Origin of the sequence: Paenibacillus riograndensis SBR5 (assembly GCF_000981585.1) — a bacterium.
GTDB classification, from domain to species: Bacteria; Bacillota; Bacilli; order Paenibacillales; family Paenibacillaceae; genus Paenibacillus_AQ; species Paenibacillus_AQ riograndensis.
In genome coordinates this window covers 1,986,102-2,004,153 of the sequence record NZ_LN831776.1, presented here as the reverse complement: position 1 = coordinate 2,004,153, position 18,052 = coordinate 1,986,102, and the positions used below count along the sequence as shown (strand labels likewise).

At 50.1% G+C, this 18,052-nt stretch carries 10 protein-coding genes and 1 pseudogene; 1 reads left to right on the top strand and 10 read right to left on the bottom strand.

Annotated features, from left to right (window positions below; genetic code table 11):
- Positions 1–33: 33 nt before the first annotated feature.
- The 7 genes from PRIO_RS08550 to PRIO_RS08520 all read right to left on the bottom strand — a co-directional run bounded on the left by PRIO_RS08550 (position 34) and on the right by PRIO_RS08520 (position 12,389).
- Positions 34–672, bottom strand: coding sequence for an SAM-dependent methyltransferase (locus PRIO_RS08550; RefSeq protein WP_167345593.1), 639 nt, complete (start codon positions 670–672; stop codon positions 34–36).
- Between the two features lie 63 nt (positions 673–735).
- Positions 736–987: an acyl carrier protein gene (locus PRIO_RS08545; protein ID WP_020427015.1), complete on the bottom strand. Its 252-nt coding sequence runs from the start codon at positions 985–987 to the stop codon at positions 736–738.
- 39 nt (positions 988–1,026) lie between these two features.
- Positions 1,027–2,055 carry an HAD-IIIC family phosphatase gene (locus PRIO_RS08540; protein ID WP_231869937.1) on the bottom strand — a complete coding sequence of 343 codons (1,029 nt, stop codon included), beginning with the start codon at positions 2,053–2,055 and terminating at the stop codon, positions 1,027–1,029.
- A 43-nt stretch (positions 2,056–2,098) separates the two neighbouring features.
- Positions 2,099–2,980 carry a 3-hydroxyacyl-CoA dehydrogenase family protein gene (locus tag PRIO_RS08535; RefSeq protein ID WP_020427013.1) on the bottom strand — a complete coding sequence of 294 codons (882 nt, stop codon included), beginning with the start codon at positions 2,978–2,980 and terminating at the stop codon, positions 2,099–2,101.
- Positions 2,981–3,095: 115 nt separating this feature from the next.
- A complete protein-coding gene (locus PRIO_RS08530) occupies positions 3,096–6,221 on the bottom strand; it encodes a cyclic peptide export ABC transporter (RefSeq protein WP_231869841.1) in 3,126 nt (1,041 codons plus the stop codon).
- Between the two features lie 15 nt (positions 6,222–6,236).
- The gene (locus PRIO_RS08525; RefSeq protein WP_020427011.1) at positions 6,237–10,724 is read right to left on the bottom strand and encodes a non-ribosomal peptide synthetase; all 4,488 of its coding nucleotides are present in this window, start codon (positions 10,722–10,724) and stop codon (positions 6,237–6,239) included.
- 594 nt (positions 10,725–11,318) lie between these two features.
- Entirely contained in the window at positions 11,319–12,389 is a 1,071-nt protein-coding gene (locus tag PRIO_RS08520) for an SGNH/GDSL hydrolase family protein (protein WP_020427010.1), read from the bottom strand.
- Between the two features lie 452 nt (positions 12,390–12,841).
- Between PRIO_RS08520 and PRIO_RS08515 the strand changes: the two genes are divergently transcribed.
- Complete coding sequence (locus PRIO_RS08515; RefSeq protein WP_020427009.1) at positions 12,842–14,122, top strand: glycoside hydrolase family 27 protein; 1,281 nt, start codon at positions 12,842–12,844, stop codon at positions 14,120–14,122.
- A gap of 614 nt (positions 14,123–14,736) precedes the next feature.
- Here PRIO_RS08515 and PRIO_RS36660 read toward each other — a convergent pair.
- The 3 genes and pseudogenes from PRIO_RS36660 to PRIO_RS08505 form a co-directional block, all read right to left on the bottom strand.
- A pseudogene (locus PRIO_RS36660) lies at positions 14,737–14,945 on the bottom strand (EamA family transporter); the annotation flags it as partial.
- A gap of 109 nt (positions 14,946–15,054) precedes the next feature.
- The gene (pgmB, locus tag PRIO_RS08510) at positions 15,055–15,726 is read right to left on the bottom strand and encodes a beta-phosphoglucomutase (protein ID WP_046501875.1); all 672 of its coding nucleotides are present in this window, start codon (positions 15,724–15,726) and stop codon (positions 15,055–15,057) included.
- Between the two features lie 20 nt (positions 15,727–15,746).
- Positions 15,747–18,020, bottom strand: a complete 2,274-nt coding sequence (locus PRIO_RS08505) for an alpha-L-rhamnosidase-related protein (protein ID WP_231869840.1) — start codon at positions 18,018–18,020, stop codon at positions 15,747–15,749.
- Between the last annotated feature and the right edge of the window lie 32 nt (positions 18,021–18,052).

Sequence of the window (18,052 nt, the reverse complement as noted above, 5' to 3'; positions counted from 1 at the left end):
AGATTGTATGTTCTGAAAAAGACCTAACATCTGTCACTTACACAAAACCGTCAAAAAATCATAGACATAACCCTGGCTGACTTCAGCCCGGACCGGCTGCAGCCCGCTTGTCTGAATCTGTTCCAATGCAGTCTTCTTGGTTAACAGCTCTCTATACCCCAGGTTGATTTCGGGATGAACCTCGTAATAGGCCCGTGTCAAAAAGCTGTCCATCGGCACGATCAGAATCATATGACCGTCCGGGCGGCAATGCTCCTTGTGGATGGACAGAATCTCCTGCTTCTCTTGAAAATGTTCGATTAGCCCAAAGCTGCAAACTATATCAAACGGTTCCGGCACCTTTAAGGCAAATATATCTTCCAACCGGTACGTAATGCGGTCCTCATTCTTTTCTTTTATCCGGCTATAGGCGTCAAATGAGGTCCGGCAATTATCCACCAAAACTCCGCTTCCCCCGTACATGGTCAGTAAAAGACGGGTCAGAAATCCCGTACCCGCCCCCAGCTCCAGTATTCTTGGCTGCGGCTGTACCTGAATGCCCTTTAACAGCTTGCGCAATACGTCCCCCAAGACCAGTGCCAGCAGATGAGCGTTCTCACTCAGCAAATCCCTGACATTGTGAAAATACGCATCCGTGTCAAACGCCGGAGCTTCCCCGTTCTTCAGCTTCATGAAATATTCATCCCAATTAAAAACGGCCCCAGTGTTTTTTGTCGTATAAATCATACAGTGCCCTTATTGATAGACCGTTTTCGAATTGATAAAGCTTACGATGTTATCTATCGTATTGAAATTGTTGATATCCATTTCATCACTCTCAATGGTCGTATTGAATTCACTCTCAATATACGTTACCAATTTCATGGCAAACAGTGAATTCACGAAGCCAAGCTCGAAAATATTGTCTTCGTTGCTGAATTCAACCTCATCATCAAACACTACCAGATTATCCTGAATAAAATTGCGGATTTGCTCGTGCATGCTCATTGTAAAAACTCCTTTAGTTTTATTTTTTCCCGGATAACCTTACTGGACAAGCAGCTCGATATACGGAGGAAATTTCTGAATCGTTGTTAAATCATTTTCCAGAATCACAAAGCCGTCCTCCGCTTTGGCTATCTCTTTGAAATTGGAGAACCTGTAGGAGACGTACATCATTTTATTGCGTTCCGTATTCTTAAAATCAGCCAGCAGCCTTTTATTAGCTTGTTTGGCTTGCTGCATGATATGTGTCAGCAGAACCGTGCCAACCCCGTGCGAAATCACCCGGCAGGACATAATCAGCAGCTTGATATGCCAATGGGTATCCGTCAGCTCGGCCAAGGCGATGCCAATTTTGCCGTAAGACCCGTATTTATCGGTTAGCTCACAGACAAACAGCTTATGGCCGGGGGATACCCGGAAGTGATTCAGCTCGTCGTAGCTGTAGATCCGGCCCGTCGAATTCAACTGATTGGTGCGCACAGTTAATTCTTCCGCACGCTTCAAATCCTCCTCCTCAGCCTCACTGATGATGAATTTCATGCCCAGCGATTTCAGGAACTCCTCGCTGGTTCCCGAGAACGCTTCTTCTTCCTGTTTACGTTTCATATCCTCCAGGTACATGAGCCTTCTTTTGACTGAATCCTCTGTAATAAAGGCGGGGATCAGCGAAGGATGGTCAAGCAGCTCCTGGTAGTGATCGGCATGAACGCAATTGATGGCTGCATGAACACTTTTCACCTCATCCAGCTCAAACGGCCGGTCATCGATAAACAATAGCGTATCCATCCCGATGTTGATCGACTGGCGGATAGCATCCAGTGACTTTGATTTCGGCTCCCAATGGATTTGGGGATACAGAAAATAGTGGTCGATTTCAAACTCCTTCAGTTTGTTCATCGCATCGTCGAGATTGTTTTTGCTGGCAACGGACAGCAGAATTCCCCGGTGATCCAGTTCCTCCAGAATCTCCTTGATCTGCGGTTTTAACGTGACCTCATCCCCCTCGGACAGAACGCCATCCCAGAGGGTATTGTCCAAATCCCACACGACGCATTTAATTCCGTTTTTAATCTCCATCGTTTAGGTTCCTTCACATTGGATTTTGTATATCAGCTTACGCATGGCTATGGGCCAGAACAGACGTGTAATCAAAAAATCCTTTGCCGCTCTTTTTCCCCAGCAGCCCTGCGTCTACCATTTTGACCAGCAACGGACACGGGCGGTATTTCGGATCGTTATAGCTCTCGTACAAAACCAGGATAGAATTCAAAATTGTATCCAGCCCGATCAAATCGGCAGTTGCGAGCGGGCCCATTTTATGGCTGAAGCCTAAGCGGAAAATCTTATCCACATCCTGCGGTGCGGCAACCCCGTCATGAACGGCCCAAATACATTCGTTAATCATCGGCATCAGGACGCGGTTGGTCACAAAACCCGGTGAGTCGTTGACCAGAACAGGCTTCTTGTCAATCGCTTTCAAAAAGTCCTTGATCTTCCGGATCGTATCCTCTGATGTATAGTAGCCTTTAATGATCTCCACCATCTGCTTGAGCGGGACCGGATTCATAAAATGCATGCCGATTGCATGCTCCGGTCTGGGGAGGATTGCGCCTACCTTCGTAATGGAAATACAGCTTGTGTTCACACCATAAATGGTATCTTCCTGACAATGCTCTTGGAGTTCCAGATATACCTTTTGTTTGGCTTCCCAGTTTTCCGTGATATTTTCAATCACAAAGGGAACCGCATGGAAGCTTTGATATGTAGTCGTGAACATGATGTTGGAAAGCACTTGTTCAATTTTTTTTACCGGCAGCTCTTTTTTCATCAGCTTTACCAGCTTGAAGTCTTCCCTGATTTTGACCTTGGCCTTTTCCAGTGCCTCTTCATGGATATCTTTCAGGATGACCCGGTACCCCTGGCTTGCCAGATCCAAGGCCAAATCGGAACCCATTACCCCTGCACCAATAATCCCAATCGTTTCAAATGTATGCATATGCGACTGCCACCTTTTCATAATAGTAGAGAGCTAGTGTACATGACGGATGCGATCCGCCAAACTCCTTCTGCCTCCCTTCATTTGCGGATGGTAGGACTCCATGTATGACCTGTTACGCATGCTGTTCCTCCAGCTCACCCACGAGCAGACCCACTTCCATTTTCAGCAATTGGTCAGCCATATGAAAATATCTATCGTCATGCGTAATCGCAATGATGCATTTCCCTTTTTGCTTCAGCTCCGGTATGAGTACATGATAGAAATAATCCCGGAATTCCGGGTCCTGATCAGCAGCCCATTCATCAAAAAGATAGATCGGGCGATCCTCCAGGCAGCTGATCAGGAGCGCTAACCGCTTCCGCTGTCCGGTTGAAAGATTTACGGTGCTGAAGGCCCCCTGCTGAATTTGGACCTTGTGCTCAATATCCAGCTTCTGTAAATACTCCTGAATCTCCTGGCTTTTGTCTCCGGTTTCCATTCCGTACAGCCGCTCAAACAGGTGGAAATCACTGAATATAGCGGAAAAACTCTGGCTCAGTTCTTCCGGCGCTGCCTGCCGGCCATTCAATAGAATTTCTCCCTGATCGGGCTTATATAAGCCTGTTATTAATTTGCCCAGGGTTGACTTCCCGCTCCCGTTCCCGCCTGTAACAAAAGTTACCTGTCCGGAACGGACGCTCAGATTCAGCGGCCCCACCGCAAACTGTTCGCCTTCCTGGGATTGGTAATGGTAAGTTATATCCTTTGCCACCAAGTGGACCGGGGCAGCTTCAGACCATTCATTGTCAGGCGGGCCTTCTTGCCTTTCCTCAGCTATATCCAGCTGCCTGGACAGCTCGTTCAGCCTGTTCCAGCTGATGCGGACCCGTATGAAATTCGGGATGGCATCCAGTACTCCGTGGACCGGACCTGTCATATACAGAAAGACAAAGATATAGGCTCTGAGCGAGCTGTTGGAAATGTCCTTAAAGAGCAGCGGAAAAATAAAGGCTACAACCCCGATGACCAAGGTAAACAGCAGCTCTCCCATCACAAATACATTGGCGAAGCTTAAGTCTCCCTGAATCCGTTTGATCCGGTAGGTATCACAGCTTTGCTTAAGCTCTTGCTGGAACTCTTCTTTTTTGCCTTTATGAAGGCTAAGCTCCTTGAAGCCGCTGACCATGTGATTGATGAACTTGAAAAAGGTATTTTGAATATCCCTTGTTTCTCCCCAGACCTGATTGGCATGTCTTCCCGCCAAAAAATACAGGCCGGCTGCGAACAAAATAACCGCAATCGAGATCAGCAAGCCGAGCAGATTAATCGTGCCTAAATAGACGAAGCAGCAAAGCAAAGTGACAAGGCTCGTCACGCCGAAAATGAGAATATTGGTAACACCGCTGATCGTTTCCGTATCATTGTTTAATACCGAATAGATCCGTTCGTTTTCGATGGTTTCAATATTTTGATAAGAAGAACGCAGAATCTTGTCGATCAGATCCGTTCTTTTTTGAAAGACCATTTCATTGGTCAGGGTAATCAGCTTCGTTCTGACCAGCCTTTGGCCAAAAACGTAGACAGCGATCCCCATTACAAAAAATGAGAATAACCCCACCTGAAAACGGTTGGTATGGTTCAGCGCTTCATTGATGATAAAGATGATAATTGCATTTCCGAAGCCGCTTATCGTGCTGAGCAAGATGATAGGAAACAATGTGCGGTCCCGCGCTTTGGGGAACAGTGATGTGGTGAAGTAGTAGACGGAAAAGAAAAAGACCCCGATTAATAAACCCGGGATCGCGATCATAAAGCTTGACGGGGCCCATACTTCAACAAGCTCCCATGAAAGCCCGCTAAATAAAACAGAGGGAATGTTATAAAAGCAATAACTGACCAGCCCCAAAAATACCAGCAACACGGCCAGCCCATAAATGTTTTTGGCGGTTTTCCGGCGGAGCCTTCTTTCCTTGGTGATGATTTCTTTGATGGTCATAATGAAAAACCAGCCCGTTAACAGGATCAATGGGACGGCAATGCAGAGAATGACAGTAGAGATTTTATCCACACTGCGGTATTGATCGGATACGTTTTCAGGCAGCTTTTGGTTGTGCAGAATTTCCATAATTCCCTGGCCCATCGCCTGGGTATAGGAGGAGTTGATGTTCGCCAATACGGCGACCCCGATCTTCTCCTCCGGGCGGAACACTACGGAAGAGGAATAATTCGGATTGCTGCCTCCATGGGAAAGCTCTCCGCTCCCTTTCTGATAGACAAACCAGCCTGCCGCGTAGGAAGAACCGTCCAGACCGGGGAAGACGGACCGGTCCGGCTGATGGGAGCGGCCGATCCAATCGGCAGCCACCGCTGCTTCCGCCTGCCCGCCCATCTGGATTTTCAGCCACGCTGCCATATCGTTGCCATTCGAAATGACATAACCGGCAGGTGTATTTCCACGATACACAGGAGCCTGATATTCCCTGGCCTTTAAGAATCCGAGCTTATACCCCCTCGCCATTTCATGCTGCTCTGCTTCTGTACGGAAAAGGTAGGTATTTTTCAAACCCAGGGGGTTCAATACATTGTTTTTCAGGTAAACCTCAAATGATTCACCCGTTACTTTTTCGATCACAAGCCCCAGGATGTCATAATTGATGGAAGCATACTGAAACCTTTCCCCGGGGTAAAAATCGAGTTTCGCCCCAACCACTGCCTTGACCGTACGCTCCAGCGCTTGTTCATCCCCGCCAACGGGAATATCGCTAATCGTATCAAACGAAAGGCCGCTGGTATGATGAAGAAGCTGTTCCAGGGTAATCCCGGCCACACGGCTTGTACCAGAGCCATCTTCTCCGGCGTAGGAAACCTGGAACCAGGACAGGTACTTCTGTACAGGGTCTTTCATATGAAGCAAGCCCTGTTTTTCCAGCGATAATACAGCTAATGCAGTAAAGGCCTTACTGGTCGAACCAAGCTCAAACAAGGTCTCCGGAGTCACAGGACGCTTAGCTGCCACATCGGAATCCCCAAAGCCTTTGCTGTAGACCGTTTGCTCCCCCTTAACTATCACAACGGATGCACCCGGTATTTTGCCTTCCCGCATATTCTTGTTGATCCAGGCTTCAATGCTGGCCGTTTCCTCATTAGACAAACTGTTTGGTGCAGCCGGTTCTGCCCATGCATGCAGCGGCAGTACCATGGTGAGCAACAATAAGACGAGCCATCCCGCAATCCCTTTTTTCATCCCATAACCTCGCATCCTGAATTTTCACCATCAGCTAAACAGGCTGTCTAACTCCTCCTGGGAAATATCGACCGTATCAAAGTCGGAGGGAGTATATTCTTTCCTTTCAGTATTGCTGCAATGTTCAAGCACCAGCTTCAGATTTCGGATCCAATGCGTCTGGAACCGTTCCATGGTCATGTCCAGAAATTTATTCCGGCTATATGTCAGACGCAGCTGTAAACGGCCGCCGATCACAAAGCAGTTGATATCCAGCACACTTGTCAGATGGTTGTCTCCGCTTACATTGTGCTGAAATTGATCTCCTGATAATGTCAGATTTCCGCCCCCGTGATCCTCGGTAAATTCCCCAAGGTAATTAAAGCGGATGTATTTGCGCAGACGGTGATCTCCAATACGGCCAAGCTGGCGCAACAACCCGAACCCTATTCCGTTCCCGGGAACTCTTCTCCGTTCCTCTTTGACCTGTTTAATCTGTCCGGGAAGGGCTTCCCCGTTCAAGGTGATGCCGAATGGATATAAGCTTGTAAACCAGCCTACTGTCCTTGTGACATCCACAAGTTCATCGATATCCTCCCGTCCGTGCCCCTCCAGCTCAATGACTATATCTCTGCTGCCCGTCCATTCTTTGACCGTCACCAGTAAAGACGTTAGCAGCAAATCATGTGGTTCTGTATTGTAGGGAATATTGGCTTCGGACAGAAGCGCCGCAGTCTCAGGTTGCCCAAGCCCGGATATTAATGTATGGCAGCTTGCGAGGGTATCCGCTCCCCGGTCATGGTCAGCCGAAAACGTAAAATGCTTCTGCAATACCGAATTCCAGTACTCTTCTTCCTTCATTCCCAGCGTCTCCCTGCTGGCCTCCAGCGCCGTGGCCCATTTCTGATAGGAGCTTGTCTTCAAAGGGAGCGCCGCTTCCTGCCCGTGATGGATCTGCTGCAGCAAGGTATTCATATCTTCCAGGATAATTCTCCAGGATACACCGTCTACCACCAGATGATGAGCAATCAGCAGCATTTTCCGGACATGGCCGAGCTCAAATACAGCCGCTTTCAGCAAAAGACTGTGCTGTAGATCAAAGCTTGCAGCCAGCCTCTGAGCCGCTTCCCCCAGCCTGGCCTCTTGTTCGGGCAGGGATAGGTCTGAGAAATCATATTCTTCAATGGACGGGCGGGTATGATAATGCTCTTGATTATAGAACAACCCGCCATTGTCACTCCTGCAATTGATTCGCAGGGAATCATGATGCCGGATTAGGGCACTTAACGCTTTTTCCAGCGTATCCAGCCCAATCTCCCTCTTCAATACTGCCATCACACTTTGATGATAGTGACCGGCCTTGGCAAAATGCTGCGAAAAAAAATAGGACAGGATGGGAGTAAGAGGGATGCCGCCCTCAGCTGCTCCCTGCTCAACCGCCTCTGATTGCTCCCTTTCAATAAACGCGGCCATCTCTTCCAGGACGGGAAATGACAAAATGTCCTTCACTTTAAGCTTGAAGCCTTTTTGGCTCATTTTTGAAGCAATCCGGATCGCTTGGATGGAGTCTCCGCCCAGATGATAAAAGTTGTGTTTCACCCCTGCACCGTCAACCCGCAAAACCTCCCCGACGACTTGAATAAGCTGCGCTTCATGTTCGTTTCTCGGCTGGATATACGTTTTGTCTGCATTTTCCGGAGGTGCGATTTCCTCCAATAGAGCTGTATCCACCTTACCGTTTACGGTTAAGGGAATTTCCTGCACTTCAATAAAATGTAACGGAATGAGGTAGTCAGGCAGCTGCTTCTTGAGGTACTCTTTTAACTCATGGGCTGCAAACCTGCGTTCTGAAACGATATAGGCGCAAAGGTAAGCATGCTGCTGCTTGTCTTGACGGTTCAGGACGACCGCCTCTGTTATCCCGGTGTGCTGGAGCAGATGCTTCTCGATCTCCTCCAGCTCAACGCGGTATCCCCTGATCTTGATTTGCTTATCGGCCCTGCCAATATACTCCAGCGTGCCGTCCCGCAGGAACCTCCCTTGATCCCCTGTCTTATACATTCTCTTCCCCGGAGCAAACGGGTTGTCTATAAATTTCTCCGCAGTCAGCTCGGGGTTGTTCAGATATCCTCTTGCCACGCCGTCACCGGCAATATAGATTTCACCTACAGCGTGAACAGGAACCGGAGCAAGACTTTTATCCAAAAGATAGATTTGCACATTATCAGCAGGTCTTCCAATGGGCACGGCTGCTCTCGTGTCTGTATCCGGTGCATAAGAATGAATCATACATCCGACCACTGTTTCGGTCGGCCCGTACTCATTGAAAATCTCTACATTTCCCCCAAAACGGTCATAGATTTTTTTCGCAAGACTGGCTTTTAGATTTTCTCCTCCAACGATAAAACTTTTGACGGAGGAATTCAGCTGGTCCCGGTCCAGCAGCAAGGATAGATGGGAAGGCGTAAGCTTCACGATAGTAGCCTGATTCTCCTCCAGAATCCGGAACAGGACATATTCGTCTTCATCGTCGCGGTACACCATGATGGCTCCACCGCTGATTAATGGTGTAAAGAGCGAGGTGACCGTCAGATCGAACGCAAGTGAGGAATAAAGCGGAAATACTTCCTCCGTCTGCTTCACATAGACCTTTTTCGCCCAGCAAATATAATTCACTAATCCCCGGTGCTCAATCATGGTGCCTTTGGGCCGCCCCGTGGAGCCGGAGGTGTAGATGACGTAAACCAAATCATCCGGTTTGCTCACCGGCTTCACATTGGAAGTCCTGTATGCATCGTATTTAATTTCCTCCAAATTGATGATCACACCGTCGAAACTACATTCATCCACAAGGGAGAGATTAGTGAGCAGGAATTTCGCGCCGGCGTCTTGCAGGATGTAATCCAGCCGCTCAGCCGGATTACCGGGGTCGATGGGCAGGAAGGCTCCACCTGCTTTACCGATACCAAGAACGCTGATTACCGTTTCCAGCGAGTGTGCGGTCAACAACCCGACAATGGTTTCTCTGCCGACACCCTTTTCAATAAGAAATCTTGCGAGCTGGTTGGCCTTCCCGTTGAGCTGCTTGTAAGTCAGGTGCTCATTCTTGCAGGTAACAGCGATTGCATCCGGTGTTTTCTCCGCCTGTTCTTCAAACAACTGGCAGATGGTTTTGTCATGCGGGTAAGCGGCTTGGGTCGCATTATAAGAATGCACCCGTTCGGTCCACTCTTCTTTGGACAGGATGCTGATTTGGCTGATCTGCGCTTCCGGGTCAGACACCATTTGCGTGATTAACGTCGTGAGATGACCGTACATATCATCAATTTGTTCATCCGTGAAGTCGTTTAGCTTATAGTCAAAGCTTGCGGTAATGCTTCCGGAGCCTGTCCATTCCTTAAGCACGAGCTGCATGGAATACATCTGCTGCCCGCTGTAGAACTCGACACTATCAACAGGGTATCCGTTGATTTCTGTACCCAGCTTGGTATTGTAGTAATTGACACAGACATTAAATAATTGATCCAAGCCTTTCTTCTTAAGCTCAAGCTCTTGTATTAACCGGTCATAAGGATATCTCTGATGGAAATAGCAGGCCATTAATTCGCTGTTGATCCGGGTCATCGTGTCCAGTACCGAACTGGAGCCGTCAATCACATAGCGAAACGGCATTGTACTGGTATACATCCCAAAGGTGCTTTTTTGCCGCCGGCCCGACCGGTTCAATACCGGGGTGCCGACGACCAAATCGTCTTGGCCCGTAATCTTGTGGGTATACAGCAAATACGCAGTAATAAAGAAGGTATTCAAGGAACAGTTATGCGCTGCGGCCAAACCCTTGATCCGGGCAGACAGCTCAGGGCTCCATTCATACGTTTTTCTGTTTCCGGCTAATCTGTCCGAGCTGGCATTCAAAAAAGAATCCGGCAGTGCCCGATATTTCCCGGTCCAAAATGTCCGGTTTTTGTGAAACCGCTCTGAGGCAAGATAGGCTTGCTCCTCGTCCCTGTACTCCAGATAAGAGGGTCCAGGCTGAACCTCTACCCTTTCTCCCCGCAACAGCCGGGTATATATCCCGCTGATCTGATCGGTCATGATATTCATGGACCAGCCATCTGCCACAATATGATGGAACTTGGCCAAATAGCCATTTTCGTGATCAGAGACTCGAAACATGGCAAAATAAAAAAGCCGTTCGTTTTCGAGGACGAATGGCTTTTGCGCTATGGATTCCACCCAGTCGGCAAACTCCCGTTCCGGTTCGCTGCATGTGGAGAAATCTATGAAATCTAGTGGAAAATCATTATTGTGACCGATGTATTGCCTTGGCTCCCCGTTCTCGGCAGCTATTCTGAGCCTTAATGCCTCATGACTCTGGATGAAGAGATCAATAGCCTTTTCCAGTACCGGAAACTGAACAGGCCCTTTGATTCTGATGGTACCCCCGATGTTATGCAGCGGGGTTTGCGGGTAAATCTGTTCGATGGACCATATTCTTTGTTGTGGATGAGTTAAAGGATAGAAGATACTTGGTTTCATATGCAGTAATTCCTCCATAACCGTTCAAGTCGTTATGATTCCACTATTTAGATTGAACTTGTGATTTTTTTAGTTTGGGATTGGTCGTGACTCCAGAGAATGTTTGGACTTCCGGCCGCTGTTGTCTACAGATTTCTTGATTTATACCGCTGTTCGCGGTGGAAATCCGCAGACAAAGGCGGACGCATTCGCTCCTCCAGTTCCAAACTTCTCTTCCGCCACTTTTCCCTGATTTTATATTTTCAAGTTCAGTCTATATACCCGGTTTCTATCGAGTACTTGCTAACATCCATTAAACATAACAAAAAAAATGGCAAGGCTTCGCCATTTCGTGTAACTTGTGAAGTATACACTACCCTGGTTTTTGCCGCCATTTGTCCCCCTCATTTCTCTAAAGTGCCTAAGCTTCAATAGATTCGTTCGGGTTGCTGTGATGTTGCCGTCTAAATCAACGTTATATCCCAGTTATCAGATAACCATTTCCAGTCAGTCCGAAGATAAATCTTACAGAATCGTTAGTGTTTAGTTTTTTAAGGTTATTTTATTCTAAAGAAGATTTGATTTCAAGCTTTTCCCATTTTTTATTGGCTTAAGTCACCACTTCATAAGCTCTTTAATATAAGACGTCAGTTGTTTGGCCGCTTTGCTGTGTGTGGCCCGGGACGGGTGAAAGTCGGCCGCGTAGCCGTCTGCTGTCAGCTGCTCGTCCAACTTCATTGCGGTAATTTTGCTGTCGCCTGTCTCCCGGATAAATTGCTTCACTGCCTGTTCGACATATGGATACAGCCTGTCCCCCATAATACCCAGTGTACACAAAATTGGCGCATGGGGATTATTTCGTCTAACTTTTTTAAGAAATTTAACATATTCTTCAGCATATTCCGTCTGCTTGGCGGTATCCTCTTTCGTGTAGGAATCATCGTTCGTTCCGAGGTTAATGACAATGAGATCGGGCACAAACTTCCGGAAATCCCAGCGTATATCTTGGGGCAGCAAGCGATTGTCAAACTTCCCCTCAGATTTGCCCACTTTTTCATAGTAATCCGGAAGAAGATGTGTGATAAGCTTGTGGTCATTTTCCGTATAGCCTGTAATAATGCCATACCCGCTGTACGAAACCATGCTGTAGTCAGCCTCAAGCTGCTCTGCGGTCAGGTAAGCATAGGTTTTCGTAACATCTTCTGTAGCAGTGGAAAAAGAATGCAGCTCATGCTCATCATCAACCCCATAGCCGCAAGTAATGGAATCCCCGATAAATTCGATAGTATGTATTTTATCCGGAGTTGGCTTAATTCCATCGGCGGCATGGACGGAAATGCACTGAACCCCTACCGTTGACATCGCCGCCTCGGACAGTTTTATGACCCTTATTACGACGTTCTGGGCAGTCTCGCTTTCAAATACAGTGTACGATTTGAGCGGTTGATCCACCTGATCGTCAATAACTCTTTTGCCGTTAACACTGATGCCGATTCTGGCCAGATTATTGCCGGTTGAAGCAATTGCATCGCCTTTGATGGTGATCTCCGCTTTCGTGCCGCAGAATGAAAATTCTATACCGCCGCCTGAGAGAGCCAGCCACAGCACATCGTTGTAATAGTGGGTCCGTCCAATGATTTTTACATGTGTATCCGTCGCTGTGAAAGTTTGAGTTGTGGGAGACATAATAACCTTCCTTCTTATATAGAGTGAACTTGAAAAACGAACAAAAGGGAAAAGGGATGGAGGGGAAGTTTGGATACTTACGGAGCGAATGCGTCCGCCTAAAAGCTTTCCGTAGGAAAGCTCGCTATCTTCAGCATAGGCAGTCTGCGGATTTCTACCGCGAACAACAGTACAAATCAAGAAATCTGCAGATGGGCAGCGGCCGGAAGTCCAAACATTCTCCGTAGTCCTGACGAAGTCCCTAATGTAAATATCTTAAGTTCACTCTATATAGATTGTATATTAGTAACAGTAACAAAGGTATATTCTGTTTTCAATAAGCCGCTGTAAGATCAATACTGAAACCGCAATATAGTGCTATTATACCTGCAAGATTACTATAGATATCGCTATTCTCCTTTATTATGATGAACTTAGAAAGAGCAATAATACATCAGTAAAGGAGCTTTACAATGAACCATAAGCTTGCAGCACCTACCCCGCCGCTTGGCTGGAACAGCTGGGACTGCTACGGCGCGGCCGTAACAGAAGATGAAATCCGCGGCAATGCGGAATACATGGCAGAGCATCTCAAAGATTTCGGCTGGAGCTATATTACCGTCGATATTCAATGGTACGAGCCCCATGCCAATTCCTCTCAATACCGGCCGTTCGTTCCGCTCGTAATGGACGAATATTCCCGGCTGATGCCTGCCGCGAACCGCTTCCCTTCCGCAGCGGACGGTCAAGGCTTCAAGCCGTTAGCCGACTATGTTCACAGTCTAGGACTGCAATTCGGCATTCATATTATGCGCGGCATTCCGCGGCAGGCTGTCCATGCCGCAACGCCTATTCTGGGCACAACGGCAACCGCACGCGATGTTGCACATACGAACTCCATCTGTCCGTGGAATACAGATATGTACGGAGTAGACGCCTCAAAAGAAGGGGCACAAGCATACTATGATTCCCTCTTTGAACTCTACGCCCAGTGGGGTGTCGATCTGGTGAAGGTGGACGACATCGCCGCTTCCAGGCTGTACGACACTCATCAGCCGGAGATCGCCCTGATCTCCAAAGCCATCGAACGCTGCGGCCGGCCTATGGTGCTGAGCCTCTCCCCCGGTCCCGCTCCGGTTGAATATGCTGGGTTCTTCACCGGACATGCCAATATGTGGCGGGTCACGGACGACTTCTGGGACCAGTGGCCGCTGCTGCTGGATATGTTCAGCCGCTGCCGGAAATGGCAGGGCGTACCCCAGGCCGGCTCCTGGCCGGACTGCGATATGCTGCCGCTCGGCCACATCGGCATCCGCTCTGTGGATGGCGGGGGAGCGGACCGCTGGACCCGGTTCACGCGTGACGAGCAGCTGACGATGATGTCGCTCTGGAGTATTTTCCGCTCTCCGCTGATCTTTGGCGGCGAGCTGCGGGACAACGACGACTGGACGCTGTCGCTGCTTACCAACCGCGGGGTTCTGCGCATGCACCGCGAGAGCTATGGAGCCAAGGAGGCACTCTGCAAAGATGAGCTTATCGTCTGGACTGCCGGACACACCGATGGCACCCGATATGCTGCCGTGTTCAACGTTGGCGAAAGCCCGCTGCAGCTGGACCTGGCTCTTGAAGAAATCGGCCTCAGCGGTACAGCCGCCGGCACCGAGCTGTGGAGCGGAACGCCAGCTGAGCTTAACGCAGGCTCGCTGCAGACAACCATCCCGCCGCACGGCGTTCGCCTTTATAGCTTCTTGTAAAGAAAAGCCGGTTATCCAGATTCGTCTGGACAACCGGCTTTTTACTGCCTGCAGTTTATTTCCCCAATTACATTGTTACCTGGAGAACGACTCCCCATAAATCCTACGGCAACTCTTTAAGTGGAAAAAGGTTAACTAATTTGCCGGAGCACCCTATCCCCGGGCAGATGAAGTGGAAAAAGGGACACTAATTCAACCCATTTCGCCATTGGAGCAGAAATGTAGCCCAAATAGGTTTACTTTTTCCACTTAACTCTCAGAATTTCTTAATTTCCGGAAAAATAAGTTCCCTTTTTCCAACTTGCACCTGCGAAGAAGCCGGTAAGCAAGTGCTAAATTCCTCCGAACTCGGCCTTCGATGCTCCGACAACGGTATTTCTGCTTATTCCACAGCTTTAAGCATCATTTTATCCACATGCGGAAGTAGCCATAGTTTCCTATACAAGAACAAAATCACCCAAGCTGGTGAAAAACAGCCCGTGGCTTATCCACAGCGATTTCCCCGCCGTTTCAAAATCATTGTATAATTTCTTATTCAGCGGGCCAAAAGGGGCTGTGCTTTTCCGATAGGCTTGAGCCAAATCGTTCTTTGCTTCTCGGCACGAGGATTGTTCTCATTTAAAAGCCCTTATTGGCGAAGAGGAATGCGGCTCTGGTTCCCTGCGCCGCAGATTGCTGAATGCAATTCCACCTAAGATGATGAGAACGCCAACCCACTGGACCCAGCCCACATGTTCTCCGAGCACAAGCGAGGACATAACGACGGCCATGGTAATTCAGAGGCAGTCATAATGGTACCCGTTCCTGAACCAATATGCGGCAATAATCCTCCTCTTCTGAAAACAAAAAAAACCACACAAATGCCTGTACAAGACATTCATGTGGTGAAAATAGAGCTGGCACTCTAGAAAAGTCCTTTTATTTATCCTTCCTTAAACCTGCACCAGCAGACGGTTCAGAAAGTCTAGACTTAGTCCTTGCGTATCGCGCAGCACCACGTCGGCACCGGCGGCCTCCAGAGCAGACTGCTCCCCAATGCCGACCGCCTTCATCCCCGCAGCCTTGATCGCCTGGATTCCGGCAGTGGCATCCTCGATGCCGACGCAGTATTCCGGCCGGGCCCCAACCTCTGCGGCTCCGCGCAGGAACAAATCCGGCGCAGGCTTGCCATGCTGCACGGAATCGGGATCAACAACATAGCGGAACAGGCCGTCCAACTGGAGCGAGCGCAAGATTTGCGGCGCATTTTTGCTGGCGGAAGCAATCACCGCCGGAATGTTCTGCGCCTGCAATTCCTCCAGCAGCCCGGCAATCCCCGGATATGTGTCGCCGGGTGTAAGCCCGTCCAGCAGCGACACATAATGCTCGTTCTTGCGCCGGGCCAGCTCTGCCTTTTCCACAGGCGTGAACTCCGTTTCCTTGCCGCCCAGCCGCAATATCCGCTCCAGCGACTCGCCCCGACTGATGCCTTTCAGGGTCTCATTAAATTCGCGGTCGAACGGAATCCCAATGGATTCCCCCAGTTGCTTCCAGGCAATATAGTGGTATTCTGCCGTATCGGTAATTACTCCATCAAGATCAAAAATAACTGCTTCCAGTTTCATACTCTCTCCATCTCCCTAATTTAACGTTTCTCTTCTGCTTCAAGCTCTATCCCGGACAGCTTCAGCTCAATACGCTGCTCACAGCTCTCTACAATCTGGCCATTCCATTCCACGGTTACCTTCCACCCGGCTTCATTATGAATGAGCGCCTGCAGAACCCCGTCTTTCTCGGTCAAGGACAGCCCGAATTCCGCTTCACCGATTACAAGCCGTTCCAGCGTGCAGGCTTTGCCGCTCCACGCTGACGGAAGCTGCGGCTTCAGCCTCAGCTCTTTCCGCGCGGCAAACGGCTCCGCGCCAAAGAAGTGGCGCACCACCGGCACCGCCAGCGCATAGATTGTCCAGGCCTGCACCACGCAGCCGTAATCCGGCGACATTTCGGAGAAGGAGCCCGGCAGGACGCGCGAGAAGCTGCGCAGCATCCGGCCCAGCAGCGCCAGCGCCGCGTCCGGGTTGCCGCTGGCAGCCTCTGCGACAGCATGAACGCCGGTCGAGATGGTCATCGTCCCCTGCTGGAACATCCCGGATAAATACGTGCCGTATTCCCCGATGAAGGTATCGTTCCGCATGTTGTCCAGCGCCCGGCGGGCTTTGTCCGGCTCAGCGATGCCGGCTTCCATCGGCGTGACGATGACCCAGTTCTTGTTCAGCAGCCAGCCGCGGTCGGCCGGATGACCGGCATTTGCCTGGATACCGGCAGCAGCATCGGCATCAGCAGCAGTGGCGGTAAAATCAGCACCGTCCGCCTCCAGCAGCCTGTCCATATATTCGCGGTATCCGGTCACACCCTGCGCTTCGGCAAGCGAGACCAAAAAGTCTGCTTTGGACGCCACATCGGCGACAGGAGCAACCGCATCGGCGAACAGCCCTTCGTTCTCCTGCCAGAACGAACGGTTCACCGCAGCCGTACAACGCTGTGCCAGTTCACTGTATTTCTGCTGCGCCTCTGCTTCCTGCAAATATCCGCTCATCTCCGCCATCGCCTGCAGCGCTTTAGCTGTATAGACGGCGCTATCGATCAGTTCCATATTGAGTCCGGCAATCTCAATAATCCCGTAACCTGACGGGAACAGATCGCCGTCAGGGTCCATTTCCCCCAGAAGCCAGCCGATCCCCTTGACGCAGTAACCGTAGTGGCGGCGAAGCAGTTCCTCGTCGCCCGTCCAGCGGAACAGTTCCCATACGAAAGCGATATAATGGGCGGTCTCTTGCGTGTTGCCGCGATTAGATACCGCTCCCAGCGTCGTCAGCTCATGGATAAAACGCCCATTGCCGTTGACCTCCTCCGACTTCTCCAGCAGCAGATTCAGCGTATCCTTGGCAAGCTGCGGATCTCCAATGGCCAATACGCCCTGCAGCGCATATGTGCTATCGCAGCCGAACCACCAGGGATAGGTCGGGCCGCCTGCCGTCAGTCCCCGTCCTGTGCCGTCCACCTGCTGGATCAGCCATTGATTGTTCCACTTCGCCCACTTGAACGCTTCATTCCAGAGCGGTTCGCCTTCGACAGTCAGCTTCGCCCGCTCCGCTACGGCGCTGTACACCCCGCGTTTTTCAGCGAGCAGAGCTTCATGTGCAGCGGCGAGCAGCCGATAGCTGTCTTCACACTCTTCCCGGGAAGTGCAGGAGCCCGCGACAAACAGATGAAACCGGCGCCGCTCTCCGGCAGCCATCGTCAGCTCCGTGCGGAAGGCAATGCCGCAGCCGGCTCCGGCGGTAAATTCAGGCCCGTAGAGATCAGACCGGACCTCCAGTTCCTCTCCGGCCAGGTCAGTGCCGACCAGTGTAAACCATGGGTTGCCTTCATCCTGAACCAGCACTTCGCGCGGATTCAACACGGTTGGTTCGTCACGTACACCGTCATGGACACCCACCTCGTCGGAGAACCAGACTGGCCGGAGATCGGTGCGGACGAGCAGCTCCACCTGCAAATGCAGATCTTCATCCCCGTAATGATGCAGCTCGTAGGCGGCAGTCATGCCCTTTACCCGTTCAGGGGCAAACTGTGTCCGTTCCATCGCTACCGGAATGTGGCTGAGCCCGTGATCGTACTGGAACCGGCTGCCCCAGGGCTCGCTCGTAAAGCCGTCGGCCCGCGACCAGACGGAGATATTCCGTTTCGTATCGGTCAGCTTCAGCCAGAAGCCGTCCAGCAGCTTGATCGGATGCAGCCAGATTCCCCCCATCTCATTGGCTGTATGGTGGCCGAAGTCGGGGAAATAGCCATCCTGCGTACCGCAGATTTTGACGTATTCGCCGCCGTTATAATATAAATTGAATGGATGCTTGCTCATAATTCCGGTCATATGGAAATCCCGCTCCTTGT

Excerpts from the sequence above, each read along its gene's own strand:
- PRIO_RS08515 (WP_020427009.1), top strand. The coding sequence starts at position 12,842 with ATGAACCATAAGCTTGCAGCACCTACCCCGCCGCTTGGCTGGAACAGC.
- PRIO_RS08520 (WP_020427010.1), bottom strand. The coding sequence starts at position 12,389 with ATGTCTCCCACAACTCAAACTTTCACAGCGACGGATACACATGTAAAA.
- PRIO_RS08525 (WP_020427011.1), bottom strand. The coding sequence starts at position 10,724 with ATGAAACCAAGTATCTTCTATCCTTTAACTCATCCACAACAAAGAATA.
- pgmB (WP_046501875.1), bottom strand. The coding sequence starts at position 15,726 with ATGAAACTGGAAGCAGTTATTTTTGATCTTGATGGAGTAATTACCGAT.
- PRIO_RS08550 (WP_167345593.1), bottom strand. The coding sequence starts at position 672 with ATGAAGCTGAAGAACGGGGAAGCTCCGGCGTTTGACACGGATGCGTAT.
- PRIO_RS08535 (WP_020427013.1), bottom strand. The coding sequence starts at position 2,980 with ATGCATACATTTGAAACGATTGGGATTATTGGTGCAGGGGTAATGGGT.
- PRIO_RS08505 (WP_231869840.1), bottom strand. The coding sequence starts at position 18,020 with ATGAGCAAGCATCCATTCAATTTATATTATAACGGCGGCGAATACGTC.
- PRIO_RS08545 (WP_020427015.1), bottom strand. The coding sequence starts at position 987 with ATGAGCATGCACGAGCAAATCCGCAATTTTATTCAGGATAATCTGGTA.
- PRIO_RS08530 (WP_231869841.1), bottom strand. The coding sequence starts at position 6,221 with ATGCGAGGTTATGGGATGAAAAAAGGGATTGCGGGATGGCTCGTCTTA.